This window comes from Staphylococcus felis (assembly GCF_003012915.1).
GTDB classification, from domain to species: domain Bacteria; phylum Bacillota; class Bacilli; order Staphylococcales; family Staphylococcaceae; genus Staphylococcus; species Staphylococcus felis.
Map to the genome: position 1 here is coordinate 397,079 of NZ_CP027770.1, position 26,384 is coordinate 423,462.

Annotated in this window: 24 protein-coding genes and 2 rRNA genes; 2 read left to right on the plus strand and 24 right to left on the minus strand. The window is 38.4% G+C overall.

Features of this window, described 5'->3' with window-relative positions; all coding sequences use genetic code 11:
• Nucleotides 1-72 precede the first annotated feature (72 nt).
• From rplK to C7J90_RS02040, 19 genes are all read right to left on the minus strand, one after another.
• Nucleotides 73-495, minus strand: coding sequence for a 50S ribosomal protein L11 (gene rplK, locus C7J90_RS01950; RefSeq protein WP_103207190.1), 423 nt, complete (start codon nt 493-495; stop codon nt 73-75).
• A 170-nt stretch (nt 496-665) separates the two neighbouring features.
• Nucleotides 666-1,214 carry a transcription termination/antitermination protein NusG gene (nusG, locus tag C7J90_RS01955; RefSeq protein ID WP_103207189.1) on the minus strand — a complete coding sequence of 183 codons (549 nt, stop codon included), beginning with the start codon at nt 1,212-1,214 and terminating at the stop codon, nt 666-668.
• A gap of 17 nt (nt 1,215-1,231) precedes the next feature.
• Nucleotides 1,232-1,411, minus strand: coding sequence for a preprotein translocase subunit SecE (secE, locus tag C7J90_RS01960; RefSeq protein ID WP_103207187.1), 180 nt, complete (start codon nt 1,409-1,411; stop codon nt 1,232-1,234).
• 17 nt (nt 1,412-1,428) lie between these two features.
• Complete coding sequence (rpmG, locus tag C7J90_RS01965) at nt 1,429-1,572, minus strand: 50S ribosomal protein L33 (RefSeq protein ID WP_103207186.1); 144 nt, start codon at nt 1,570-1,572, stop codon at nt 1,429-1,431.
• A gap of 51 nt (nt 1,573-1,623) precedes the next feature.
• Nucleotides 1,624-2,205 (minus strand): RNA polymerase sigma factor, encoded by a 582-nt coding sequence (locus C7J90_RS01970; RefSeq protein ID WP_103207184.1) that lies wholly within the window; start codon nt 2,203-2,205, stop codon nt 1,624-1,626.
• Nucleotides 2,206-2,279: 74 nt separating this feature from the next.
• On the minus strand, nt 2,280-2,804 hold the full coding sequence (locus tag C7J90_RS01975) for an NYN domain-containing protein (RefSeq protein ID WP_103207183.1): 525 nt from the start codon (nt 2,802-2,804) through the stop codon (nt 2,280-2,282).
• Nucleotides 2,805-2,807: 3 nt separating this feature from the next.
• Nucleotides 2,808-3,557, minus strand: a complete 750-nt coding sequence (gene rlmB / locus C7J90_RS01980; RefSeq protein WP_103207181.1) for a 23S rRNA (guanosine(2251)-2'-O)-methyltransferase RlmB — start codon at nt 3,555-3,557, stop codon at nt 2,808-2,810.
• An 8-nt stretch (nt 3,558-3,565) separates the two neighbouring features.
• Nucleotides 3,566-3,916 (minus strand): Mini-ribonuclease 3, encoded by a 351-nt coding sequence (locus C7J90_RS01985; protein WP_167389007.1) that lies wholly within the window; start codon nt 3,914-3,916, stop codon nt 3,566-3,568.
• Nucleotides 3,917-3,959: 43 nt separating this feature from the next.
• Complete coding sequence (gene cysS / locus C7J90_RS01990) at nt 3,960-5,360, minus strand: cysteine--tRNA ligase (RefSeq protein ID WP_103207178.1); 1,401 nt, start codon at nt 5,358-5,360, stop codon at nt 3,960-3,962.
• The gene (cysE, locus tag C7J90_RS01995) at nt 5,344-5,973 is read right to left on the minus strand and encodes a serine O-acetyltransferase (protein WP_174688364.1); all 630 of its coding nucleotides are present in this window, start codon (nt 5,971-5,973) and stop codon (nt 5,344-5,346) included. The genes cysS and cysE overlap by 17 nt, the downstream gene beginning before the upstream one ends.
• Nucleotides 5,974-6,428: 455 nt before the next feature.
• Nucleotides 6,429-7,883: a glutamate--tRNA ligase gene (gene gltX, locus C7J90_RS02000; RefSeq protein WP_103207176.1), complete on the minus strand. Its 1,455-nt coding sequence runs from the start codon at nt 7,881-7,883 to the stop codon at nt 6,429-6,431.
• Between the two features lie 74 nt (nt 7,884-7,957).
• Entirely contained in the window at nt 7,958-8,440 is a 483-nt protein-coding gene (gene ispF, locus C7J90_RS02005; RefSeq protein WP_103207175.1) for a 2-C-methyl-D-erythritol 2,4-cyclodiphosphate synthase, read from the minus strand.
• Entirely contained in the window at nt 8,433-9,131 is a 699-nt protein-coding gene (ispD, locus tag C7J90_RS02010) for a 2-C-methyl-D-erythritol 4-phosphate cytidylyltransferase (RefSeq protein WP_103207174.1), read from the minus strand. Before ispD ends, ispF begins: the two co-directional genes overlap by 8 nt.
• Nucleotides 9,128-10,195 (minus strand): PIN/TRAM domain-containing protein, encoded by a 1,068-nt coding sequence (locus C7J90_RS02015; RefSeq protein ID WP_103207173.1) that lies wholly within the window; start codon nt 10,193-10,195, stop codon nt 9,128-9,130. The genes ispD and C7J90_RS02015 overlap by 4 nt, the downstream gene beginning before the upstream one ends.
• Before the next feature lie 12 nt (nt 10,196-10,207).
• A complete protein-coding gene (gene radA / locus C7J90_RS02020) occupies nt 10,208-11,581 on the minus strand; it encodes a DNA repair protein RadA (RefSeq protein ID WP_103207172.1) in 1,374 nt (457 codons plus the stop codon).
• Between the two features lie 186 nt (nt 11,582-11,767).
• Nucleotides 11,768-14,227 (minus strand): ATP-dependent Clp protease ATP-binding subunit, encoded by a 2,460-nt coding sequence (locus tag C7J90_RS02025; protein ID WP_103207171.1) that lies wholly within the window; start codon nt 14,225-14,227, stop codon nt 11,768-11,770.
• Between the two features lie 15 nt (nt 14,228-14,242).
• Entirely contained in the window at nt 14,243-15,247 is a 1,005-nt protein-coding gene (locus C7J90_RS02030) for a protein arginine kinase (protein WP_103207170.1), read from the minus strand.
• Nucleotides 15,240-15,767 carry a UvrB/UvrC motif-containing protein gene (locus C7J90_RS02035; RefSeq protein WP_103207169.1) on the minus strand — a complete coding sequence of 176 codons (528 nt, stop codon included), beginning with the start codon at nt 15,765-15,767 and terminating at the stop codon, nt 15,240-15,242. Before C7J90_RS02035 ends, C7J90_RS02030 begins: the two co-directional genes overlap by 8 nt.
• Nucleotides 15,768-15,780: 13 nt before the next feature.
• Nucleotides 15,781-16,242 (minus strand): CtsR family transcriptional regulator, encoded by a 462-nt coding sequence (locus tag C7J90_RS02040; protein WP_103207167.1) that lies wholly within the window; start codon nt 16,240-16,242, stop codon nt 15,781-15,783.
• A 161-nt stretch (nt 16,243-16,403) separates the two neighbouring features.
• Here C7J90_RS02040 and C7J90_RS02045 point away from each other — a divergent pair, with 161 nt between their 5' ends.
• Nucleotides 16,404-17,609 carry a NupC/NupG family nucleoside CNT transporter gene (locus C7J90_RS02045; protein WP_103207166.1) on the plus strand — a complete coding sequence of 402 codons (1,206 nt, stop codon included), beginning with the start codon at nt 16,404-16,406 and terminating at the stop codon, nt 17,607-17,609.
• Nucleotides 17,610-17,668: 59 nt separating this feature from the next.
• On the opposite strand, the gene pdxT is transcribed toward C7J90_RS02045, so the two are convergent.
• Nucleotides 17,669-18,235 carry a pyridoxal 5'-phosphate synthase glutaminase subunit PdxT gene (pdxT, locus tag C7J90_RS02050; RefSeq protein WP_103207164.1) on the minus strand — a complete coding sequence of 189 codons (567 nt, stop codon included), beginning with the start codon at nt 18,233-18,235 and terminating at the stop codon, nt 17,669-17,671.
• 1 nt (nt 18,236) lies between these two features.
• A complete protein-coding gene (gene pdxS / locus C7J90_RS02055; protein ID WP_103207163.1) occupies nt 18,237-19,124 on the minus strand; it encodes a pyridoxal 5'-phosphate synthase lyase subunit PdxS in 888 nt (295 codons plus the stop codon).
• A gap of 109 nt (nt 19,125-19,233) precedes the next feature.
• On the opposite strand from pdxS, the gene pdxR reads away from it, so the two are divergent.
• Nucleotides 19,234-20,640 carry a MocR-like pyridoxine biosynthesis transcription factor PdxR gene (gene pdxR / locus C7J90_RS02060; RefSeq protein ID WP_103207161.1) on the plus strand — a complete coding sequence of 469 codons (1,407 nt, stop codon included), beginning with the start codon at nt 19,234-19,236 and terminating at the stop codon, nt 20,638-20,640.
• A gap of 471 nt (nt 20,641-21,111) precedes the next feature.
• Here the strand turns inward: pdxR and C7J90_RS02065 are convergent, their stop codons facing one another.
• The 3 genes from C7J90_RS02065 to C7J90_RS02075 form a co-directional block, all read right to left on the minus strand.
• Complete coding sequence (locus tag C7J90_RS02065; protein WP_103207159.1) at nt 21,112-23,040, minus strand: FUSC family protein; 1,929 nt, start codon at nt 23,038-23,040, stop codon at nt 21,112-21,114.
• A gap of 186 nt (nt 23,041-23,226) precedes the next feature.
• Nucleotides 23,227-23,341 (minus strand): 5S ribosomal RNA (gene rrf / locus C7J90_RS02070).
• Between the two features lie 72 nt (nt 23,342-23,413).
• Nucleotides 23,414-26,335 (minus strand): 23S ribosomal RNA (locus C7J90_RS02075).
• Nucleotides 26,336-26,384: the final 49 nt, after the last annotated feature.

Below are 26,384 nucleotides of genomic sequence, written 5' to 3' on the forward strand. Positions count from 1 at the left end.
TCGTTTGTTACAAAGTCATGCGCGATTTACGTTTAAAATTTATAGTTTCAATTGGTTGTGTATGTGTCGAGATTACTCAACAACAATACCCATGCTACGTGCTGTACCTTCAACAATACGCATAGCCGCTTCTTCATCAGCAGCGTTTAAGTCAGGCATTTTTGTTTGAGCAATTTCACGTACTTGATCTTTAGTTACAGTAGCAACTTTGTTTTTGTTTGGTTCACCTGAACCTTTTTCAATACCAGCTGCTTTTTTAAGTAATACTGCTGCAGGTGGTGTTTTTGTAATAAATGTAAATGAACGATCTTCATATACATAAATTTCAACTGGAATGATTAAACCTGCTTGCTCTTGAGTACGTGCATTAAATTCCTTTGTGAAAGCCATAATGTTCACACCGGCTTGACCTAATGCAGGACCAACTGGTGGTGCTGGGTTTGCTTTACCTGCTGGAATTTGTAATTTAACAACTTTTTCTACTTTTTTAGCCACGATGTGCACCTCCTTGATATCGTGATGTGGTCACAGGGCTCATTATTGCCCTCCCACTCATAACATTTCGTGACGAAATGTAGCGCTATAAATGCGCGACCTCGTTATTATAACACTTACATTGTCATATTACAACATCATTTTTGAATTCTTTTTCTTCATGCTCAATTTTAAAGTTTCTCAATTTGGTCAAATTCAACTTCGACAGGTGTTTCTCTACCGAACATATCAACTAAAACCGTTAACTTAAATTTATCTGCTTCGATTTCGCTAATTTCACCAACTTGATTTGCAAATGGACCTGATGTAATACGAACTTGTTCACCTAAATCAACTTCAACATCGATTGTTTTTTCCTTCATTCCCATTTGCTTTAAGATAAATCTCACTTCATCTGGTAAAAGCGGATTGGGTTTTGATCCTGCTCCAGCTGAACCAACAAAACCTGTTACACCTGGTGTATTTCGAACAACATACCAAGACTCATCTGTCATAATTAATTCAACAAGTACATATCCTGGGAATGTCTTTTTCATCAATTTCTTCGCTTTACCATCTTTAACCTGTGTTTCTTCTTCTTCAGGAATCACAACTCTAAAGATTTGTTCAGTCATATTCATTGATTCAACACGTTTTTGCAAATTTTGTTTTACTTTATTTTCATAGCCAGAGTAGGTATGAACTGCATACCAACGTTTAGCCCCTAACTCTTCAGACATGTTGACAACTCCTCACTCTATTTTATCATTTCGATTAGCTGGCCAATTCCAACATCTAATCCATAGAAAAAAACTAAAAAGAACAATACTGTAAAAACTACAATAGTTGTATATTTAACCAATTCCGGACCAGTCGGCCAACTTGTCTTTTCCATTTCAGACTTAACACCTTGGAAGAAATTTTCCTTTTTCGCCATAGTCATTTTCCCTCCATCTATTTAGATTCTTTATGCAATGTGTGCGTGTTACAAGTCATACAAAATTTTTTAAGCTCAAGTCTCTTATTACGATTTGGAGATTTTGGTACATGATAGTTCCTGTTTCCACACGTTTCACAATTTAAAGGTACTTTTTTCAAACCAACTCACCTTACTCCCATAATACCAATTTACTATACATAAGTTTACATTCAATTGTCAAACAAGTTTTCAGTTCTTAAAACCTTCTTTAATTTACGACGTATTCGATATATTGCATTGTATACTTGCTTATTTTTGACATTCAAATGTGTTGCAATCTCAATAGGCGTCCATTCTTTCACCAAATAATTAAATACTTGTGTTTCAAATGAACTCATTTCATTAAAATGACGCTCAATACACGCTTTAATATCATCAGCATATAATTGATCTTCGGTACTATAAGATTGGCTTTGCATTTTTAAATATAATTGCGTTGACTGCTCATTAACATAATCCGTATGGCGCTCAATATGGCGTAACTTTCGACGTCGATAATCTACTTTTCTCATATGAACCGCCCTGTTAATGTAATGGTCAATTGGAATGTCATTGTGAAAATTCTTTTGCTTTAATTTTTCATAAATGGCCCATACTGCTTCTTGAACCATGTCATCATAATCACAAGGTCGTATACTGTAGTCTTTCATACCTTTTTGGGCAAGTATCGCAATATGCTTAATTAAAAAGTCATATTGATATGGGTCGGAATCAGATGGAAGGTGGCGATCAAAATACCGGAAATATGTCATCAAGTTTCCTCCGCTTTAATCAATTTTTACTATCATATCTATTAAAGCATTGAAAAATCAAGGCTACTAAATGACTATTCTTGATGGCGACCTCGTCTGATTTTCTCAAATTCAGTCAGCACGTCTTCTGTGAGTTGAATACGTGTTCTTGGCTTTGTAGACTCAATATTTGTCATCGATTTTGAAACGGTATCTTTGTTTTCTTTGAGGTGTCTCCACATTTCACGTGATGATAATCGATAAGCGCCTGTTCCGAAAATAGCATGCTGCTCGCTCATATCACTTGTTACAACTGTAATATGCGTTGTGTGTTTATTATAAGTATTGTAGACGAAGCGCTCAATAAAGCTATCTGCTGTTTCATTTTCTTTCGTAAATATGACCTGCACACCGTGATACACCGTTTCAGTTTGAGGGGTTCCTTGCTCATAAGCATCGAATACACAAATAATTTTGCCTTTAACGACTGCATTGTAATTAGCAATTTCGATCAAAAGCTGTTCACGTGCTTCTTCTAAACTTTCTTTTGCCACCGCAGTGAGCTCTTGTGAATGCCCTATCATATTATAACCATCAATAATGACGTAATAATCCTTCATCGTTTAATTTTCACCACCAATGGGCTGACGTTTACGCAAGACTTCATACATCATTAAGCTTGCTGCAACAGATGCATTCAGACTATTCACGTGACCTACCATTGGAATTTTAATGTAAAAATCACATTTCTCTTTAACCCGTCGACTCATGCCATGACCTTCGCTGCCAATGACAATAGCTAGTGGCATATCTACTTGCATCTGTCTATAATCTGTAGCATGATTTGCCTCTGTCCCAGCAATCCAGTAACCCTTCTCTTTCAGTTCATCTATTGTTTGTGAAAGGTTCGTTACCCTTATAACTGGTACATGTTGAATGGCTCCTGTGGATGCTTTTGCAACAACCTGTGTCAAGGCCACCGAGCGACGTTTTGGAATAATAATTCCATCAACGCCAGTAGCATCTGCTGTCCTTAATATGGAGCCTAAATTATGCGGATCTTCTAATCCATCTAAAATTATAACTGTAGATAAACTTTCTTTTTGTGCTGTTTCGTTTAAGAAGTCTTGCAACGCCTTATATTCATATGGCGCAATATACGCAGCGACACCTTGATGTGGGGCATCTGAGATAAAATCTAATTTAGATTTCGGCACAGTTTGGACAACAAGTTTTAGAGATTTTGCTTTTTTTAAAATATCATCAATCTGTTGTTTCTTAACGCCTTCTTGAATTAAAATTTTATTGATCGCATGTCCACTCATTAGTGCCTCTTTGACTGCGTGACGTCCTACAATTATTTCTTGATCCATTGACACTTTCAACCCCTTTCTTCTACATACTTTATGATGGTTTGTAACAATAATTCTAAACGTTCTGAGCGTTCGTCCAAATATAAAAAGCCAATAATCGCTTCTAAACCTGAACTTTTACGATACGTTTGAATGTCTGTATTTTTAGCTTTTGTGTAACTTTTCGCATTACGACCACGCTTGATAATATCCAATTCTTCTTCTGTAAACCATTGATTGTCCATGAATTGTGCTAATGTTTTCGCCTGACTTTTAGCTGACACATATCGCTTAGCTTCTTGGTGCAAACGATTAGGTTTACTTTTTAACTTTAAAACGATATATTTTCTCACATATTGATCAAGTACGGCGTCACCCATATACGCTAAAGATAACGGGTTTAATAATTTATAATTTAATGATTTATCCACGTTTAAATCTCACACCTTGAGGCGTATCTTCTAAAATAATATTTTGCGCTTTGAGTTGGTCTCGAATCTCATCTGCACGCGCAAAATCCTTATTTTGACGCGCTTGATTACGCTTTTCAATCAGTGCTTCGATTTCAGAATCAACCAAACTTTCTGTTGCACGGTTCTCAAGTGGCACTCCTAATACATCACTAAAAATAGCAAAGACGTCTTTAAAACGTTGAATGACTTTTGTTGCTGTATTATCTTCCAATACGTATTTATTAGCCAATTTCGCCAAGTCATACCACGCTGTAATCGCGTTAGCTGTATTAAAATCGTCATCCATAACTTTCTCAAATTGTGCTAAAATAGCGTCAATTTGATGCACATACGTATCATCAACCTCGATATCTGTAGCAATTGACTCACGTGCCTTTAACGCTTCATAGCTGTTACGGATTCTTTCCAATCCACGGCGTGCTGACTCCACAAGTTCGAGATTGTAGTTAATCGGACTTCTGTAGTGAACACTAATCATGAAGAAACGCAATACGTCTGGATCAACTTCTTTGATAATATCGTGTACTAATATGAAGTTCCCAAGAGACTTACTCATTTTTTCATTGTCGATGTTAATAAAACCATTGTGCATCCAATAGTTTGCAAACGGTGCATGGTTGTGCGCCTCAGACTGTGCAATTTCATTTTCGTGGTGTGGAAATTGTAAATCGCTTCCACCTGCGTGGATATCAATGGTTACGCCTAACTTTTCATAAGCCATTACAGAACATTCGATATGCCAACCTGGGCGACCTTGACCAAATGGACTCTCCCAACTAATTTCGCCTGGTTTGGCTTTTTTCCATAGTGTAAAGTCTAAAGCATCCTCTTTTTGTTTACCTTGTTCAATACGTGCCCCGACCTTCAAATCATCTATCGACTGATGGCTCAGCTTGCCATATCCTTCAAATTGCCGTGTCTTGAAGTAAACGTCTCCACCACTTTCATAAGCAAATCCATCATCAACTAATTTTTTAATAAATTTGATGATGTCATCCATATGATCCATGACACGTGGGTTAGAAGTTGCTTTTTTCACATTCAATGCCCCAGTATCTTCATAAAATGCTTGAATATAACGATCTGCAATCTCAGGCACACTCTCTCCCAACTCTTGAGCACGTTTAATCAACTTATCATCAACATCGGTAAAGTTTGAAACGTAATCGACTTCGTACCCTTTATATTCGAAGTAACGTCGAACGACATCATAGTTTATAGCCGGGCGCGCATTACCAATATGAATGTAATTGTACACTGTAGGTCCACAAACATACATTTTTACTTTTCCTGGTTCGATAGGTTGAAATGGCTCTTTCTGCCGTGTCAGTGTGTTATATAATGTAATCATCTTTAATCTCTCCATTTTTAGTTTGTTCAAGTTGTTTTTCGAGTTGCTTCAATTGTTCATAAATTGGATCTGGTAAATTAAGGTGGTCAAATGTTTTCCCAATACGTTTGCCATCTTGTTTCACAATACGACCAGGTATACCCACTACTGTTGTATAACTCGGAACATTTCTGAGTACAACTGAGTTGGCACCGATATTCACATTGGATTCTACTTTGATATTCCCTAAAACTTTAGAGCCCGCTGCAATGAGTACATTATCACCGATATCTGGGTGACGCTTGCCTTTTTCTTTACCAGTTCCACCAAGCGTCACACCTTGATAAATTGTGACATTATCACCAATTGTACATGTTTCACCAATGACCACACCCATACCATGGTCAATAAACAAACGCCGTCCTATTTTAGCACCTGGATGAATCTCAATTCCTGTAAAAAAACGAGAAACTTGCGAAATCATACGTGCTAATGTATATTTTTTCTGTTTATATAGTTTATGCGCAATAAGGTGACTCCATACCGCATGTAAACCAGCATACGTTGTAATGACTTCAAAAGTCGAACGCGCAGCTGGATCTTGTTCAAATACCATTTTAACGTCATCCATCATTCGTCTAATCACTCATCATTCCCCCATTCTCTAAATAAGCCATCTGGTTAGGACAAAAATGTTGATTCCAATGTTGTATCGAAAGTGCCTCAAATTCAGGCTGTACCTCAATGTCAGAATCCACTTTCAAAACGACGTTCGTTCATTTCTAGAAGACCTTAGCATCATGTCCCAGCCGCTATTAAAAAAGCACCTCTAACAATCATGTCAGAGGTGCTTTTGGCACGGTTCCACTCTCAATTAGTATGGTTCAATGATAGCTCATTGAACGACAATACTCACTTAATTTGTATTCAATTTCAATATTAAAGGTGCATTCGACAAACATTGTGGTGCACTCCCAGCAACCGTACACTCTCTGAAACACGCCATTTGCTTACTATTCCTTTATTAAAAATTACAACTTTATAGTAGATGATTTGAAGAAAGATATCAAGTTAAATCATCTTAATCATTTAAAGCAACTGATGAATACGACGAAGGACTTTATCCTTACCTAGAACTTCCATTGTATTCGGGAGTTCTGGTCCATGCATTTGTCCCGTTACAGCAACCCTGATTGGCATAAACAATTGTTTCCCTTTTATGCCTGTTTCTTTTTGTACTGCTTTAATTGTCTTTTTGATTTCTGATGCTTCAAATGGCTCTAATGCTTCCAACTTACTATATAAACTGTTCATTAATTCCGGCACTTGTTCACCGTTAATAACTTCTTGTGATGCTTCGTCTAATTCTTTTTCATCTCTGAAGAAAAGTTCAGATAACGGCACGATTTCACCTGCATAACTCATTTGCTCTTGATATAAAGCGACTAGTTTGCGTCCCCACTCTAACTCTTGTTCAGATGGTGATTCAGGCAATAATCCAGCTTTAATCATATGAGGAAGTGTCATTTCAAATACGGTATCCGTATCTTTTTCCTTCATATATTGATTGTTAATCCACTCTAATTTTTGTTTATCAAAAAAGGCGGGTGATTTTGAAAGACGCTTTTCAGTAAAAATATCGATAAATTCTTGTTTTGAAAAGATTTCTTCTTCGCCTTCTGGTGACCAACCTAATAATGCAATGAAATTAAATAAAGCTTCTGGCAGATAGCCTAAATCACGATATTGCTCGATAAATTGTAAAATCTGACCATCACGTTTACTTAATTTTTTACGTTGTTCGTTGACAATTAATGTCATATGACCAAATCTTGGTGGTTCCCATCCGAAAGTTTCGTAAATCATTAATTGTTTTGGTGTATTTGAAATATGGTCATCTCCACGAATAACATCTGTAATTGCCATTTCATGATCATCCACGGCTACAGCAAAATTGTACGTTGGAATACCGTCTTTTTTCACGATAACCCAGTCCCCAAAATTGTCCGACTCAAATGATACCTCACCTTTAACCATATCATCGAAACGATACGTTTTATTTTGTGGCACACGGAATCGAATAGAAGGTTGACGGCCTTCTTTTTCAAACTGCTCACGCTCTTCAGCAGTTAAGTGCGCATGCTTTCCGCCATATCTAGGCATTTCACCACGAGCAATTTGCTCTTGGCGTTCTGCTTCTAATTCTTCTTCTGTCATATAACATTTGTAAGCTTTATCTTCAGCTAATAGTTGCTCGATTAGCGGTTGATAAATATGTCCCCGTTCAGATTGGCGATAAGGTCCGTATCCTTTATCATTATCTACAGATTCGTCCCAATCTAAACCTAGCCATTTCAAGTTATCAAATTGAGAAGACTCACCATCTTCTAAGTTTCGCTTCGTATCTGTATCCTCAATTCGGATAACAAAATCACCATCATAGTGTTTCGCATATAAATAATTAAACAATGCTGTACGCGCGTTTCCAATATGCAAATACCCTGTTGGACTCGGTGCATATCTTACTCTTACTCGATTACTCATCTCGTTCACTCCTGTTATAGTTTCAATTCTTATATTATAGCATGTGCCATTCGCTTATGCATATGTGTAAAAATTTATTTTTCAGTAGCAATCAATGACACAATAGCTTGTGCTGCGATCCCTTCTTCTCTACCTACAAATCCTAACTTTTCACTTGTTGTCGCTTTAACATTCACTTGCCTCACATTGATATCAAATAAATTTGCGATGATTTGTCTCATTTCATCAATGTGTGGTCTGAATTTCGGTCGTTCTGCAACAATTGTCGCATCCACATTATTAATGATATATCCTTCAGATTGAACTTCTTTATATGCTTCTGTTAATAACATTTTAGAGTCTGCATCTTTAAATTTCGCATCTGTGTCCGGAAATAATTTACCTATATCTCCGAGTGCACAAGCACCTAGCATCGCATCCGTAATGGCATGTAGCAAAACATCCGCATCACTATGCCCTTTTAATCCGTGCGTATGAGGTATGTTCATCCCGCCAATGATTAACGGGCGATTCTCATCAAAAACGTGTACGTCATAACCTAAGCCCACTCTATACATGACCTACATCTCCTTTTTCATTCAATATTGCTTGAGCATAAAGTAAATCTTCTTCCGTTGTCACTTTTATATTATCGTATCTCCCTTCAACCACAAAAACACGATGGCCTGCAAACTCTAATAGCGACGCATCATCTGTTCCTTGAAATTTTTGATTTTTGGCATAATCATAAGCTGCCTTTAAATTTTTAAATGTCGCACCTTGAGGCGTATAAACAAGCCACAAATATTGGCGGTCTAACGTTTCTGACACGTATTGATCTTGGACAACCTTAATGGTATCTTTTGATTTGACACCAATAATTGCTGCGCCGTGCCTGTCAATCGCTAATAATAACTGATGAATGGCGTCTTGTGTGATAAATGGACGAGCACCATCATGTACAATCACAATCGTATCATCTGTTAACGTTAATGCATTTAAAACATTATGTATACTTTCTTGACGTTCTGCACCACCATCGATAAGCGACTTCAACTTATGGTACGGGCGAAGTAAACTTGAAAAATGCGCACGATCTCTAGGATGGATGGCTAGATGAATCCCTTCGCAAGACGCATCATTTTCGAACACCTCTATCGTGCGTTCTAATATCGTTTGACCGCCCATTTTAATTAATAATTTATTATATTCTCGCCCCATGCGCGTTCCTTTACCCGCCGCTGGTATCACTACATGGTATTTTTTCATTTTTGTGCATCCACCTTTTTTGCAAAGATAATACGACCAGACGCTGTTTGCAATATGCTCACCACTTCTAATCTTAATGTTTCATTGATGTGCTTTTTAGCATCATCCACTACCACCATTGTACCATCGTCAAAGTATCCTACTCCTTGACCAGGCTCTTTGCCTACTTTTGTAATTAATAAATCAAATTGTTCACCTTGATGAAGTTCTGGCCGAATAGCATTCGATAGATCATTGACATTTAATACTTTGATGCCTTGAATATTGCTTACCCGATTTAAGTTGTAATCAGTCGTAATCAAGTGTGCTCTGTAATGTTTCGCAAGTTTTATTAAGAGATCGTCAATGTGATGATGATCTTTTTGAGGGTGTATAATGCGCGTTGGATGTTGAGAAACATGGATTGCATTTAAAATATCTAGTCCTCTACGTCCCTTATCCCTCTTTACACTATCATTTGCATCAGCGATAATTTGCAACTCGTTAATCACACCTTGAGGAATAAGAAGTTCGCCATCAATAAATCCTGTTTTAATGACATTTAAAATACGTCCATCAATAATAGCGCTTGTATCAATAATTTTGGGCACTGCATTTCGTGCATTAATCGACATCGAACGCGCCATGTTCTCAGGCAAAAAGAGTAGCATTTCATCTCGTTTTTTCAAACCAAATTGAAACCCTAAATAACATAACAATAACGTCACAATGATTAACACAATATGATTTAAAAATCCGCCACCAATTAACTCCAAAATAAAAGAAACCATGACAGAAATCACAAGGCCGATAACTAATCCAATCGTCGCAAAAATAATTTCGATTGCACTATAACTGAGTATCATTTGTTCAAGTTCTTTAATACCACAAGCTATTTTGGGAATTAACCAACCCAATAGTAAAAATAATACAACCATTCCAATCAATGCAGAAATATAATTATTTTCGAGTATAACCGGGTGCGATAAGTGAAAATCTGTTAATATTTCAGGAATCAGAAAAACACCTAAAACACTCCCAATAGCAATAAAAGCGATGATAACGAGTAATTTAACTAATTTCATCCCACCCCTCCTTTACTTTGATTTAAAGGCTTTTTGAAGTGCTTCGTGAACAGATGTCACACCGATAACTTCAATTTGTTCTGGATAAGTCCAACCGCCAATATTGGTTTGTGGTAAAATAACACGTTTAAATCCTAATTTGGCCGCTTCTTGAACACGTTGTTCTATTCGTGACACACGGCGTACTTCACCAGTTAGACCGACCTCTCCTATAAAACAGTCTAAACCATCAACGGCTTTATTTTGAAAACTAGACGCTGTTGCAATCACAATCCCTAAATCAACAGCAGGCTCAGTTAACTTGACACCACCAGCTACTTTTATATAAGCATCTTGCTGCTGTAAGAGATAGCCTTCTTTCTTTTCAAGCACGGCCATTAATAAGCTTAATCGATTATGGTCAATGCCCGTGGCCATACGTCTTGGATTGTTAAATGTAGTCGGAGTCACAAGCGCTTGTACTTCAATCAAAAGTGGTCTTGTCCCTTCCATAGTCGCTACAATCGTCGAACCTGGGACATTAGTTGATCGCTCTTCCAAAAACATTTCAGATGGATTGGGCACACTTTTTAAACCTGTTTGCTTCATTTCAAAAATACCCATTTCATTGGTCGAGCCAAAGCGGTTTTTAACCGCACGTAATATTCGATAAGCATGATGTTCGTCACCTTCAAAATACAAAACTGTGTCGACCATATGCTCAAGTAAACGTGGTCCTGCAATTTGACCTTCTTTTGTAACATGCCCCACAATAAACGTAGCGATATTCATTTGCTTTGCGATATGCATTAAACTTTGTGTACTCTCTCTAACTTGTGAAACTGATCCAGGTGCTGAACTAATTTCTGGATGATAGATGGTTTGTATCGAGTCCACTACAATCAGTTGCGGCTCTACTTTTTTCACTGTTTCATGTATGATTTCTAAATCTGTTTCGGCAAATACATTGAGTTGACTTGCATCTTCATCAAGCCGATCTGCACGTAATTTCGTTTGATTTAAAGATTCTTCACCGGTAATATATAAAACACGTTTATGCTGAGAAAGTGCAGCACACATTTGTAACAATAATGTGGACTTTCCAATACCTGGATCGCCTCCAATTAAGACGAGTGATCCTTCTACTATACCTCCACCAAGCACACGATTAAATTCATCACTATTTGTAAGAATTCGGGGTGACTGTTCTTGTTTAATGTCGCTCAGTTTTTGCACTTTGGCTACATTGGCCTTTTGTGCCCTTACACCATGTTTAGGCTGTGCTGATTTTTGCATAATAGATTCTTCCAGTGTATTCCACGCACCACAATTAGGACATTTGCCCATCCACTTAGGTGATTGATACCCACACGCTGTACATTCAAATATGACTTTTTTCTTTGCCACAAGGCCACCTCCGAATCTTGATATAACACATCTATTTTATACTTGTCATAGCATTATGACAAATGTTCACTATTACTGATGTTATCGATTATTACTGTAGCTTAATCTATCACTGTATTAACCATCACTTTATGCAAAAAACTAGGACAAACGCTCACGCGAATGTCCTAGTTCGAAAAGTACTTATTATTTTTCTACTTCTGCTTTTGTTTCATCTGAATTGCGTTCTGATACTTTGTATTGATAAGATTCTCCATCATAGTCAACTGTTACATTTTTACCTTCTAATTCTTTACCTTCTAAGATAAGCTCACTAAGATTGTCTTCTACAGTCTTCTGAATTGCTCGAATCAATGGACGTGCCCCATATTCTGGGTCATATCCTTCATCCGCAATTTTATTTTTAGCTTCTTCTGTCACTTCAACGTGAATGTTTTGTTCTGACAAACGTTGTGTGAGTTTGCCGACCATTTTCGTAACAATTGCTTTTAATTCGTCTTTACTTAATTTATGGAAAACAATGATATCATCCACACGGTTTAAAAATTCTGGTCGGAATGCATTTTTCAATTCTTTCATCATTGTATTGCGAATTGTTTCATAATCATTGCCTTGTACTGTGCCACCAAAACCAGCAAAGCGTTGATCTTGTAACTCTTGTGCTCCGACGTTAGATGTCATGATAATGACCGTATTACGGAAATCAACACGACGACCTTTCGTATCAGTTAAATGACCATCATCAAGTACTTGTAAAAGGATATTGAAAACATCAGGATGTGCTTTTTCTATCTCATCAAATAAAATCACTGAGTATGGTTTACGGCGTACTTTTTCCGTTAATTGTCCTCCATCGTCATGTCCTACATATCCAGGAGGAGCTCCGACCAAGCGACTCACAGCATGTTTCTCCATAAATTCACTCATATCCACACGAATCATTGCATCTTCTTCACCAAACATAGATTCAGCAAGGGCACGAGCGAGTTCAGTTTTACCGACACCAGTTGGTCCTAAGAAGATAAAACTACCGATTGGGCGTTTCGGATCTTTGAGTCCTGCACGGGCGCGGCGAACCGCTTTCGAAATAGACGTTACTGCATCTTTTTGACCAATCACACGCTCATGTAAAGTTTCTTCTAGATTAAGCAAACGATCTGATTCCGTTTCATTTAATCTTGTTAATGGAATACCCGTCCATCCAGCAATGACTTCCGCAATATCTTCTGCAGTCAATGAAGTGTGACGACCACCTTGATTATTTTTCCATTCATTTTTGGCTTCTTCATATTGTTGTTCAAGCTTTGATTGTTTATCACGTAAATTAGCTGCATTTTCAAATTCTTGTGCGTGCACAGCTGCATCTTTTTCATTTTTAACTTGTTCAATTTGTTGTTCAATCTCTTTTAAGTTTGAAGGTGTCGTATGACTTTTTAGACGTACTTTTGAACTTGCTTCATCGATTAAATCTATCGCTTTGTCCGGCAAGAAACGGTCTTGAACATAACGATTACTTAATTTTGCTGCAGCTTCAACCGCTTCATCTGAAATGTTAATACGATGATGTGCTTCATAGCGGTCACGTAGACCTTTTAAAATTGCAATCGTATCTTCAACAGATGGTTCATCCACTTGTACAGGTTGAAAACGACGCTCTAATGCTGCATCTTTTTCAATGTTTTTACGATATTCATCTAAAGTTGTGGCACCTATACATTGTAATTCCCCACGTGCAAGAGCAGGTTTTAAAATGTTCGATGCATCGATAGCACCTTCTGCACCACCTGCGCCAATAAGTGTATGCAATTCATCAATAAATAAAATAACATTACCTGCTTGATGAATTTCTTCCATTACCTTTTTCAAACGTTCTTCAAATTCACCACGATATTTTGTTCCGGCAACAACTGTGCCCATATCAAGTGACATTACACGTTTATCTTTTAATGTTTCTGGTACCTCATTGTTGACGATAGCTTGGGCTAATCCTTCAGCAATTGCTGTTTTACCAACCCCTGGCTCACCAATGAGTACGGGATTATTTTTTGTACGACGGCTTAACACTTCAATCACACGCGTAATTTCTTTATTACGCCCTACAACGGGATCTAACGTTCCATCTTTCGCAATCACTGTTAAATCTCTTGCTAAGCTATCTAACGTCGGCGTGCTATTGGCTTTATTCGTTTGACCTGCTTTATTCGCAGATTCTGGACTTCCAAGCGCTTTGACCACTTGTGCTCTCGCTTTTGTAATGTTCAAATCTAAGTTAGCAAACACACGTGCTGCCACACCTTCATTTTCACGAATTAAACCTAATAAAATGTGTTCTGTTCCTACAAAGTTGTGTTGTAATTTTCGCGCTTCATCCATTGAGAGTTCAATGACCTTCTTCGCACGTGGTGTATAATGCAACGCACCTACGTGATCTTGACCGTGACCGATTAACTTTTCAACTTCTGCTACTACTTTGTCTTCTGTAATATCAAAACTCTCAAGCACTTTTGCAGCAATGCCTTCTGGTTCTTTCATAAGTCCTAGTAGTAAATGTTCTGTTCCAATATTGGAATGGTTTAAACGGATTGCCTCTTCTTGTGCATGGGCTAAAACACGTTGTGCACGTTCTGTAAGTCTACCAAATAACATATATTAACCTCCTAATTATATATATCTTCTTAAAATTTCAGCTCTTTTTTCTTCAATTGAATGTTCTTCAGTTTCATCTATTAAAAATGGGGACTGTATAGCAATAATCAACTCATTAAAATTAAAATCATCTATTTCAATAATCCCTAAATCAATACCCAGTTTGATGTCGCTTAATCGATAAGACGCTTCTTCTACTGATATGAGATGACTATACTTTAAAATACCAAGTGAACGATAAACACGGTCGAGTGTTTCGACTGTTTTGTGCTCGTGTAAGCGTTCGCGCAACTCTAACTCTTCATTAATAATTTGTTGGACTAGTTCTGTTAATGCATCTATGATTTCTTGTTCACTCTTACCTAACGTCAGCTGATTGGATACTTGATACACATGTCCATAGACTTGAGATCCTTCGCCGTAAATACCGCGAATCGTAAATCCAAAACGATTGATTGTCTGTGCGATACGATTCATCCTCTTCATAATGGATAAACCAGGTAAATGCAACATCACACTTGCTCTCATTCCTGTCCCAACATTTGTCGGACATGTAGTGAGATAACCCAGTTCTTCGTCATAGCTAATATCTGTATGCACATCAAGCTGATCATCAACTTCTGAAGCTCTTTCAAAAAGTGTACTAAGTGATAAGTCTGTCCCCATTGCTTGAATTCTGACATGATCTTCTTCATTAACCATAATACTGATAGATTCATCATCATTCAGTAACACTGCAGATGCTGGTTGCTTTGTGAGCTCCGGACTAATCAAATGCTTTGCAACTAATTTATATTTGCTTTGTTGATCCAATTCATCTAAACGAATCACTTTTAAATCTGGCAATGCATCTTGAACTTCATTCACCACTCGGTAACCTTCTTCTTCATTTGAAAACATCAGAGGATGTACATGATTTTCGAGATTACGTGCAAGTCTAATACGCGACGACATGATAACAGGTTGAGTTGTTGCGTTTTGCATCCATTGTCCAATAGGTTGGTTAAGTTCCTCAGACATCACGTTTCAACTCCTCACTCTGTTGTTCTAGCGCTTTGATTTCGTCACGAACAACAGCTGCTTGTTCAAATTCTTGCTGAGACACAAGTACATCGAGTCGTGCTCGCTTTTCATCGATTTGCTTTTTTAATGCTCGCTTTTGCTGTGACGATTTAGGGCATTTACCTGAATGCTCCGTATGTCCACCTTGAACACGCCTAACGATATCGTACACATCATCTTTAAATGTTTGATAACAATCATGACATCCGAATTTGCCAACATGCGCAATATCTTTTAATGTCATTTGACAAGTTGGACAGCGTTTTTCTTCGCGATATACAACTTGATCAACATTAATACCATGCTTTGCTGCAAGATGTTGAAGGATTTGTTTAATGACAAATGTGCCCTCTACATCATCACCTTCATGCCAATTTTCTTCAGCGTGATTATTCATAGACTCGTGAAACAAACCGACATGTGGTCGTTTTTCTTCATTGAGATTACGTTGGTCAAGTTTTTGCTTATCGCTATACATAGCACATCACCTTCTAGTAATAATTAATGACCGGTAATAGTCTTTTAAGAATGTTAGCGCGTATAATATCCCTTGCTGCTACATCCATTTTTAATGTTTCTCTATCGATTACAGCAGAAATCATTTTTGCTTCACGCTCAGTAATCAAATTATTTTCAAATAAACCATCAATAATATAGTATGCTTGCTGTTGAGAAATCGATGTACCAATCAGTCCCATCAAACGCTTAATATAATCAGCGTGATTTTTTGTCTCTATTTTAGTGATGCGAATATATCCTCCGCCACCACGTTTACTTTCAATTTCATAGCCATGTTCGTTTGTAAATCGTGTTTTGATGACATAATTCAACTGAGATGGTACACAATCAAAACGCTGGGCAATGTTAGCGCGCTGAATTTCTACAACATCGTCTTTAGCTTCTTCAAAAAGTTGCTTAATATACTGCTCTATGATGTCAGACATATTATGCATGTTATCACCCCTTTTGACCATCTTTGACTATATTATATGACCAACTTTGACCTTTTTCAAACAATTTGATTTTCTTTTCATCAATTTATTGTGTTACTGATTCTACTTTTGGTGTATCATATTCTTAGTGAGCATTTAAATTAAAAAAAGGTGTGAGATAGATGCATATTTTAATTGGGATTATTGGAATTATCTTCTTCTTAGCACTTGCATTAGCCGCAAGTTCTGATAAGAAAAATGTACGTTGGAAATATATTGGCATTATGCTTGTAATCCAACTTGTGCTGGCTTACTTCCTACTAAAAACAACAATTGGGATTAAGATTGTAGGAGGCATTGCCACAGGTTTTGGTTATTTATTAAAACAAGCCGCAGTAGGTGTTGATTTTGTTTTTGGGGGAATGGTTAACGAAGGTGCTATGTCTTTCTTCTTAAGTGTATTATTACCTATCGTTTTCATTTCAGCTTTAATCGGGATTTTACAATACTTAAGAATTTTACCGTTAATCATCAATGTACTAGGCTTTTTAATTTCTAAAATTAATGGTATGGGGCGCTTAGAGTCTTACAATGCCGTAGCTTCTGCCATTTTAGGACAATCTGAAGTATTTATTTCATTAAAAAAACAATTACCTTACATACCGAAGCATCGTCTGTACACATTAACTGCTTCAGCAATGTCAACGGTATCGGCATCAATTATTGGTGCTTACTTTACACTAGTAGAACCAAAATATGTTGTAACAGCAGTGGTACTTAACTTATTCGGCGGTTTTATCATCGCTTCAATTATCAATCCATACAAAGTAAATGAAGAAGACGATAAGCTTTTGATCTCAGAAGATAAAAAAAGACAATCTTTCTTTGAAATGCTTGGGGAGTATATACTTGATGGTTTTAAAGTCGCTGTAATCGTCGGTGCAATGCTTATCGGATACATCGCATTAATTGCGCTATTAAACGGTCTTGTAGGTGGATTATTTAATTTAGCATCTGGTGGTGCTATTAATTGGAACTTCCAAACACTCATCGGATTTGTTTTTGCGCCTCTTGCCTTTTTAACAGGTATTCCGTGGAGTGACGCAGTAGATGCCGGTTCAATTATGGCTACAAAACTATTATCAAATGAGTTTGTTGCAATGACTGAACTTGGCAAAGTAGATGGTTTATCCGAACGTGCAATGGGTGTCGTTTCAGTTTTCTTAGTCTCATTTGCAAACTTTAGTTCAATTGGGATTATCTCAGGTGCCATTAAATCATTAAACGATGAAAAAGGTGACATTGTTGCCCGCTTTGGCATTAAATTGTTATTCGGTGCAACACTTGTTTCATTTATTTCTGCAACAATCGCTGGCTTTTTCTTATAAACACTAAAAGAAGAGGTTGTGAGAAAGTAAAACTGCTTTCTCACAACCTCTTTTCGATATCATTTTTTTGAAGGTGCAACCACGTTGTGAATAAAATAATTAATGATACTGTAGTCATCTGTTAATTCGGGATGAAAAGAAACACCTAAATATTGGTCTTGACGAACAGCGATGATTTTTCCATCAATTTCGCCTAGTACCTCAACAGCAGGTTCAACAGATTGAATGTGTGGTGCGCGTATAAATACACCTTCGACAGATTGCTGAATACCTTTAATGTTTAAATCTGCTTCGAAACTATCCACTTGGCGCCCAAATGAATTACGTTCCACTGTAATATCTAACTTTTGAAGATATCCTTCTTCGCCTACAATATCCTTCGCAAGCACTATTAAACCTGCACATGTGCCAAACATCGGTAAATCAGATTGCTGAAGTGCCTTTTTAAATCCATATAAATCCATTAATCGACGTAATGTTGTCGATTCACCACCAGGAATGATTAATCCATCAATTTCCTCAAGTTGTTCAATCTTTTTAATATAAACGCCTTCGTGACCACTTTCTTCGATATGTCTAATATGTTCACGAACAGCACCTTGTAATGCTAGTACACCTATCTTCATCTTACCAACCACGCTCTTGCATACGTTCTTCTAAAGAAAGTTGATTAATATCTAATCCTTTCATCGCTGTTCCTAATTCTTTAGCGAGCTTACCAATAAACTCATAATCTTGATAGTGTGTTGTCGCTTGTACTATTGCTTTTGCAAATGTTTCTGGATCTTCTGATTTAAAAATACCTGATCCTACAAAGACGCCATCCGCACCTAATTCCATCATTAAAGCTGCATCTTGAGGTGTCGCAACACCACCTGCTGCAAAGTTAACCACTGGCAAACGACCATGCTTTTTAATATCTTTTAAAATATCATACGGCGCACCTAAGTTTTTCGCCTCTGTCATTAATTCATCATCACTCATGACAGTAATACGATTCACTTCCTGATTCACTTGACGAATATGACGAACAGCCTCAACAATATTTCCAGTACCAGGTTCACCTTTCGTACGTAACATTGCTGCACCTTCTCCAATACGACGCGCCGCTTCACCTAAATTACGGCAACCACATACGAATGGAACAGTGTAGTCACTTTTTTTCAAATGAAACACTTCATCCGCTGGTGTTAATACTTCTGATTCATCGATATAGTCCACACCCATTGCCTCTAATACTCTTGCTTCTGTAATATGACCTATACGACATTTCGCCATGACTGGAATAGATACGGCGTTCATGACTTCTTCTACAATTTTAGGACTACATGCACGTGCTACTCCTCCAGCTTTACGGATATCTGAGGGTACACGTTCTAAAGCCATGACTGCAACCGCTCCTGCTTCTTCAGCGATTTTAGCTTGCTCTGCATTGACGACATCCATAATTACGCCGCCTTTTTGCATTTCTGCCATTCCTCTTTTGACACGATCTGATCCAACTTGTTTTGACATTATTAATAAGCCCCCTTTAATTATTTACACTAGTAGATTATACTAATATCTGAACTGTTAAAAGTGTCAAAAACATCAAAAATCTAGTGGTCAGTTTGAGGGATTATCAATGGAAATGTTAATGTTTAATATTCAAAAATCAAATCATCAGCCTATATATATTCAGCTATATGAAAAGATTAAAGAGCATATTATCAATGGGACTATTCATGAAGGTGAAAAATTACCATCTAAACGTCAACTTAGTCATTACTTATCAATGAGTCAAACAACAATTGAAAATGCATATGCACTCCTTATAGATGAAGGTTTTATCTTTAGCAAACCTAAATCAGGCTATTATGTGAGTGATATCGAATCCTTACCTTTCGTTTTATCTAAACCCGATGATTCCAAAAGTGTGAGTCCTCTTGAAAGTCAACAAGAGCGTACGCCACGTTATCGTTTTCAATTGGGCGCTATCGATAAAAGCCATTTCCCATTTGAACAATTTCGCAAATATGCTAAAGAGTCCTTTGAAGACTTACAATATGATTTAGTTGAAACTGGACACATTCAAGGCGATTACCGTTTACGTTTTCAAATTAATCAATATCTTTTTCACAGCCGTGGCGTCCAATCAACGCCTGATCAAATCGTTATTGCTTCTTCTACTGAGCAACTTTTATCAATTATTACCGATATTTTACCAAAACGTCATCAATTCATCTTAGAGGACCCTATTTACCGGCAAGTACGTCAATTGCTTAAGCGTAAACACATTACTTATGACTTTTTACCTGTATGTGGAGATGGGATTGATATTCAAAATATAGATGCTTTAAAGCAAAATATACTTTATATCACACCAAGTCATCAATTCCCGACAGGTGCCACAATGAAATTAAAAAAGCGTGTTCAACTTTTAAAGTGGGCAAGTCAAGATTTACGTCGCTTTATTATTGAAGACGACTATGATTCTGAGTTTCGATATGAAGGAAAGCCAATTCCAGCGCTACAAAGTCTTGATCAGACAGGGAGTGTTATTTATATTAGTACCTTCTCAAAATCTATCTCACCGACAATTCGAATCGCGTATGCCGTTTTACCTGAAAGTTTAATTGTGCGTTATCGTCAAAAAACAAATATTGAAGGCGGAACTGTACCCCGTCATACACAATATATGGTAAGTCGCTTTATGGAAACCGACCAGTTCGAACGCCATCTCAATCGTATGCGTAAAATATACCGACAAAAACGCGATATCTTATTGGCACAATTACAAGCTCATCCGGATTTATTTCAAATCTCAGGTGAGCAAACAGGAATGCATTTTGTGATTCAAATTGTTAACGGACTAACAGAATCAGAGTGTATCTCACGATTTAAACAATTTGATATTCAAATACGCCCTATTTCTGATTATCTCTTTAAATATCACTATCAGCAATCACCTGCCTTCGTTTTAGGGTTTGGTGGTATCCCTTTAGAACAACTTGAAAACCATGCACAACAACTCGTTCGAAGTTTACAATAGACAAAACAATCTGAGACATTATATCATTAAAGGAAAAATCTCGAAGTTTTTCTTTTAATGATATGTTTAGTCGCACGGCGTACAACTCATTTCCTTATATTTAATGCCATAAGGACAAAGCCGAGTTCTCATTTTACCTTGCTTAATCCGCTCACCGACATTCGATTGAATCTCAAAATGGTTCTACATCAACATGACCAATAGCCAGTTTTGAGTATTAAATAATCACCTTTAAATTTTGGGGTGTTATCTTTAAGAAACATGCCCTAGATAATTAATTAAAAAATAAGGGAGTACCTTATTTTTTTACGTAAACCGTAATTGATTACATGTATATAACGTAGTATTGTTGGCTCGACCCATCTGTGAGCCAAACAATACGAATGATTGATAAAATAAAAGTGTAGAGGTGATTGAATCGTCTCTACACTTTTATTTTGGGCATTATGTTCTAGCCTGTTTATGTCGTCATTAATATTTATATAAATTAGGATTACGTTCATTTTGATAATCATATAATTCAATTTCCTGTAATTGCATTAAAGAACGTCTAATTTGTGCATAATAAGGTAGCGCCGGTAATTCAATAATGGTTTGATGATGCTTTCCTCGATCAAAATGTTTTGCAATATTTTCAAAAGCAATTAAATACTGACCCATCGTATGCGTATCTAGATAATATCTTCGCGGATCATACAACAATTGCGTCAATTGAAAGTTAATTTGCTCAAGTAAAAACATTGCTGGATAAAAGTACTGTGTCCGCTTAGGATTAGAGGTTAATTCTCCATATGCATGTCGGTACATCATATTCATATTTTCAACGCTTAATTTTAAACGTAACTTATCACGCGTTTGAAAAGTATCACGGTCATATGCATTATCTGAAAAGACAAAATGAAATATTTGAGATTCTATTCTAGCTACCTCACCCATCGTCTCAGGAAGATTTTTAGAGGCTAATTGACGCCCGATAATCATGACACCTATCACAGCAATTAATATACCAATAGTCGTATCTAATAATCTAGGTATAGCTATCATAATGGATAAACTGCCTTGTGCTAAGCCACTTAATAGTATGACCTGAACAGTAATTGCAATCATAGCTAAAGCATAATTTGCCCCTATCATTACTTCTGTAATCGCACCACTTAGGCCCATCACCAAGACAATGATTAATAAATTGGGATTAAAACTTAAAATCAACGTGGCTATACCAACACCTATAAGTGTGCCAATCCAACGTGCGCCTCCACGTTCAATACTCGCTACGGTTGTTCCACCTATTAAAACTGTATGCGCACTTAATGGAATCCAATAAGCACGCTCAAAATCAAACAATAGCGCGATCAAAATAGCACTTCCTAAAATAACCGCATATTTTAGTGTTGATATAAAATTCATAGATAACGGTGTTAAATGATAAAGCAATCGCTGTGTGTAGCGAGGGGAACGAATGCTCACTTTTTTACGCACTTGATCTATAGGTGCTTCTAAAATTTCATCTAACTTGAATATAAGTGCTACTAAGCTCTTAAAATCTTCAGAAACATCTACAGGTTTGTCCCATTTCTTTTGAACAGTGTGAGAATGAAGTATGCGTTCAGTCATATAATCCATCATCTCTACAATCACTTTTGGCATTGGACGGTGACCTTTCGCATTCAGCTCAAGTAGCTCCGAGTAGATACCTTCAGCAACATAATGTAGCAAGGTTAAACGCTGATAATCGCACGATTTTTTTTGAAGTGCTGATCCCGTTGTATTTAAGATTTCAGACGAGTTAATCAGAACTTTAACAGCAGACTTAGTTAAATCATTAAACTCCGATTGATGATTAAATTGACGTACTAACCTTTGAATATGTACAAAATCTTCATGAACAGCTTCAATTTCAGGCGCTTCACCTTTAATTTGAAATTCAATATAAACTAATACAATCCCTAGTAATCCTCCTAATCCTACAATGAACCCTCGATACAAAAACGCTTCTGGCTGTTCTGGCATGACACTTGCCAAGCTAAAAGCAATGATAAAAAAAGTAGACGATGGCCCAGGAATATTTAAAGTATTAAAAACATAATAAGGGATAACTGCAACAATCAATAAAAAAATGCCAAATAATAAAGGCGACCACATGGTAAGTGTACCTAACATCATGGCAAACATAAGACCTAATGTAGCAAAAGTCACAGCACGCATACGCGATGTGAATGTTCCTTTAAACACATAAATATGCGCAAATGTACCAATTGTCGCTAACAAAGCTGTTGCAAAATGATTGGAAATCAAACCATACATTAAAGGGATAAGCATTAATACACCTTGTCTGATCCCTCGATTAATATCAATCTTAGAAGTATTGACATAAGCTAAATTTTTAATATATTCTTTCACGCTAAATCACCTTTTATTCAATTTGAATTAAAGTCCGAAGAGAACAAATTTATTCTATACCAACTTCATATAAGATAAAAGCTAAATGCATCCATACCTTAATAAACAAAAACCCTCTTAAAGCTGTTCAAACAACTTTAAAAGGGTTTCAATTCGGCTCATCGCATCCTATACGATTATGTATTTACCTGGCATCGTCCTACTCTTGCGGAACGTAAGTCCGACTACCATCGGCGCTAAAGAGCTTAACTTCTGTGTTCGGCATGGGAACAGGTGTGACCTCTTTGCCATTGGCACCAGATAAACATTTGAATGCTTATACATTCAAAACTAGATAGTAAGTAACTTCTCACAAGCAAACCTTGTTATGAATTTGATTAAGTCTTCGATCGATTAGTATTCGTCAGCTCCACGTATCGCTACGCTTCCACCTCGAACCTATTTACCTCATCATCTTTGAGGGATCTTATAACCGAAGTTGGGAAATCTCATCTCGAGGGGGGCTTCATGCTTAGATGCTTTCAGCACTTATCCCGTCCATACATAGCTACCCAGCTATGCCGTTGGCACGACAACTGGTACACCAGAGGTATGTCCATCCCGGTCCTCTCGTACTAAGGACAGCTCCTCTCAAATTTCCTACGCCCACGACGGATAGGGACCGAACTGTCTCACGACGTTCTGAACCCAGCTCGCGTACCGCTTTAATGGGCGAACAGCCCAACCCTTGGGACCGACTACAGCCCCAGGATGCGATGAGCCGACATCGAGGTGCCAAACCTCCCCGTCGATGTGAACTCTTGGGGGAGATAAGCCTGTTATCCCCGGGGTAGCTTTTATCCGTTGAGCGATGGCCCTTCCATGCGGAACCACCGGATCACTAAGTCCGTCTTTCGACCCTGCTCGACTTGTAGGTCTCGCAGTCAAGCTCCCTTATGCCTTTACACTCTATGAATGATTTCCAACCATTCTGAGGGAACCTTTGAGCGCCTCCGTTACACTTTAGGAGGCGACCGCCCCAGTCAAACTGCCCGCCTGACACTGTCTTCCAGCACGATAAGTGCTGCGAGTTAGAAATCCAATACAATTAGGGTAGTATCCCACCAATGCCTCCACGTAAGCTAGCGCTCACGCTTCAATGGCTCCTACCTATCCTGTACAAACTGTACCGAATTTCAATATCAGGCTACAGTAAAGCTCCACGGGGTCTTTCCGTCCTGTCGCGGGTAACCGGCATCTTCACCGGTACTATGATTTCACCGAGTCTCTCGTTGAGACAGTGCCCAAATCGTTACGCCTTTCGTGCGGGTCGGAACTTACCCGACAAGGAATTTCGCTACCTTAGGACCGTTATAGTTACGGCCGCCGTTTACTGGGGCTTCGATTCGTAGCTTCGCTGAAGCTAACCACTCCTCTTAACCTTCCAGCACCGGGCAGGCGTCAGCCCCTATACGTCACCTTACGGTTTAGCAGAGACCTGTGTTTTTGATAAACAGTCGCTTGGGCCTATTCACTGCGGCTCTTCAGAGCGTGAACCCTAAAGAGCACCCCTTCTCCCGAAGTTACGGGGTCATTTTGCCGAGTTCCTTAACGAGAGTTCGCTCGCTCACCTTAGAATTCTCATCTTGACTACCTGTGTCGGTTTGCGGTACGGGCACCAACTTTCTAGCTAGAGGCTTTTCTCGGCAGTGTGAAATCAACGACTCGAGGAAACAATTTCCTCTTCCCATCACAGCTTGACCTTTTGAGTGCCGGATTTGCCTAACACTCAGTCTCACTGCTTGGACGTGCACTCCAACAGCACGCTTCGCCTATCCTACTGCGTCCCCCCATCGCTTAAAACGATTGTTGGTGGTACAGGAATATCAACCTGTTATCCATCGCCTACGCCTGTCGGCCTCAGCTTAGGACCCGACTAACCCAGAGCGGACGAGCCTTCCTCTGGAAACCTTAGTCAATCGGTGGACGGGATTCTCACCCGTCTTTCGCTACTCACACCGGCATTCTCACTTCTAAGCGCTCCACATGTCCTTGCGATCATGCTTCAACGCCCTTAGAACGCTCTCCTACCATTGTCCAAAGGACAATCCACAGCTTCGGTAATATGTTTAGCCCCGGTACATTTTCGGCGCAGTGTCACTCGACTAGTGAGCTATTACGCACTCTTTAAATGATGGCTGCTTCTAAGCCAACATCCTAGTTGTCTGGGCAACGCCACATCCTTTTCCACTTAACATATATTTTGGGACCTTAGCTGGTGGTCTGGGCTGTTTCCCTTTCGAACATGGACCTTATCACCCACGTTCTGACTCCCAAGTTAAATTATTTGGCATTCGGAGTTTGTCTGAATTCGGTAACCCGAGAGGGGCCCCTCGTCCAAACAGTGCTCTACCTCCAATAATCATCACTTGAGGCTAGCCCTAAAGCTATTTCGGAGAGAACCAGCTATCTCCAAGTTCGATTGGAATTTCTCCGCTACCCTCAGTTCATCCGCTCACTTTTCAACGTAAGTCGGTTCGGTCCTCCATTCAGTGTTACCTGAACTTCAACCTGACCAAGGGTAGATCACCTGGTTTCGGGTCTACGACCAAATACTCATTCGCCCTATTCAGACTCGCTTTCGCTACGGCTCCACATTTCCTGCTTAACCTTGCATCAGATCGTAACTCGCCGGTTCATTCTACAAAAGGCACGCCATCACCCCTTAACGGGCTCTGACTACTTGTAAGCACACGGTTTCAAGTTCTCTTTCACTCCCCTTCCGGGGTACTTTTCACCTTTCCCTCACGGTACTGGTTCACTATCGGTCACTAGAGAGTATTTAGCCTTAGGAGATGGTCCTCCCAGATTCCGACGGAATTTCACGTGCTCCGTCGTACTCAGGATCCACTCAAGAGAGAATCAGTTTTCGACTACAGGATTATTACCTTCTCTGATTAACCTTTCCAGGTTATTCGTCTAACTCATTCTTTTGTAACTCCATAAGAGTGTCCTACAACCCCAACAAGCAAGCTTGTTGGTTTGGGCTCTTCCCGTTTCGCTCGCCGCTACTCAGGGAATCGATTTTTCTTTCTCTTCCTCCGGGTACTAAGATGTTTCAGTTCTCCGGGTCTACCTTCTCACATGCTATGTATTCACATGCGGATAACACGACATAACTCGTGCTGGGTTCCCCCATTCGGAAATCTCTGGATCAAAGCTTACTTACAGCTCCCCAAAGCATATCGTCGTTAGTAACGTCCTTCATCGGCTTCTAGTGCCAAGGCATCCACCGTGCGCCCTTAATAACTTAATCTAGACGTGCTAATAAGCGCTCGCATTCTATCTCATTTCTTTCTTCGCTT

What these genes read in the sequence shown, in the direction of transcription:
- gltX (WP_103207176.1), bottom strand. Translation starts at nt 7,883, where the DNA reads ATGAGTAATCGAGTAAGAGTAAGATATGCACCGAGTCCAACAGGGTAT.
- secE (WP_103207187.1), bottom strand. Translation starts at nt 1,411, where the DNA reads ATGGCGAAAAAGGAAAATTTCTTCCAAGGTGTTAAGTCTGAAATGGAA.
- C7J90_RS02045 (WP_103207166.1), top strand. Translation starts at nt 16,404, where the DNA reads ATGCATATTTTAATTGGGATTATTGGAATTATCTTCTTCTTAGCACTT.
- ispF (WP_103207175.1), bottom strand. Translation starts at nt 8,440, where the DNA reads ATGTATAGAGTGGGCTTAGGTTATGACGTACACGTTTTTGATGAGAAT.
- pdxR (WP_103207161.1), top strand. Translation starts at nt 19,234, where the DNA reads ATGGAAATGTTAATGTTTAATATTCAAAAATCAAATCATCAGCCTATA.
- C7J90_RS01975 (WP_103207183.1), bottom strand. Translation starts at nt 2,804, where the DNA reads ATGAAGGATTATTACGTCATTATTGATGGTTATAATATGATAGGGCAT.
- ispD (WP_103207174.1), bottom strand. Translation starts at nt 9,131, where the DNA reads ATGAAAAAATACCATGTAGTGATACCAGCGGCGGGTAAAGGAACGCGC.
- pdxS (WP_103207163.1), bottom strand. Translation starts at nt 19,124, where the DNA reads ATGTCAAAACAAGTTGGATCAGATCGTGTCAAAAGAGGAATGGCAGAA.
- C7J90_RS02025 (WP_103207171.1), bottom strand. Translation starts at nt 14,227, where the DNA reads ATGTTATTTGGTAGACTTACAGAACGTGCACAACGTGTTTTAGCCCAT.
- cysE (WP_174688364.1), bottom strand. Translation starts at nt 5,973, where the DNA reads ATGATGGATGACGTTAAAATGGTATTTGAACAAGATCCAGCTGCGCGT.
- nusG (WP_103207189.1), bottom strand. Translation starts at nt 1,214, where the DNA reads ATGTCTGAAGAGTTAGGGGCTAAACGTTGGTATGCAGTTCATACCTAC.
- C7J90_RS02030 (WP_103207170.1), bottom strand. Translation starts at nt 15,247, where the DNA reads ATGTCTGAGGAACTTAACCAACCTATTGGACAATGGATGCAAAACGCA.
- C7J90_RS01985 (WP_167389007.1), bottom strand. Translation starts at nt 3,916, where the DNA reads ATGGGTGACGCCGTACTTGATCAATATGTGAGAAAATATATCGTTTTA.
- C7J90_RS01970 (WP_103207184.1), bottom strand. Translation starts at nt 2,205, where the DNA reads ATGACATATTTCCGGTATTTTGATCGCCACCTTCCATCTGATTCCGAC.
- cysS (WP_103207178.1), bottom strand. Translation starts at nt 5,360, where the DNA reads ATGATTACATTATATAACACACTGACACGGCAGAAAGAGCCATTTCAA.
- C7J90_RS02015 (WP_103207173.1), bottom strand. Translation starts at nt 10,195, where the DNA reads ATGAAATTAGTTAAATTACTCGTTATCATCGCTTTTATTGCTATTGGG.
- C7J90_RS02035 (WP_103207169.1), bottom strand. Translation starts at nt 15,767, where the DNA reads ATGTATAGCGATAAGCAAAAACTTGACCAACGTAATCTCAATGAAGAA.
- rlmB (WP_103207181.1), bottom strand. Translation starts at nt 3,557, where the DNA reads ATGGATCAAGAAATAATTGTAGGACGTCACGCAGTCAAAGAGGCACTA.
- pdxT (WP_103207164.1), bottom strand. Translation starts at nt 18,235, where the DNA reads ATGAAGATAGGTGTACTAGCATTACAAGGTGCTGTTCGTGAACATATT.
- C7J90_RS02040 (WP_103207167.1), bottom strand. Translation starts at nt 16,242, where the DNA reads ATGCATAATATGTCTGACATCATAGAGCAGTATATTAAGCAACTTTTT.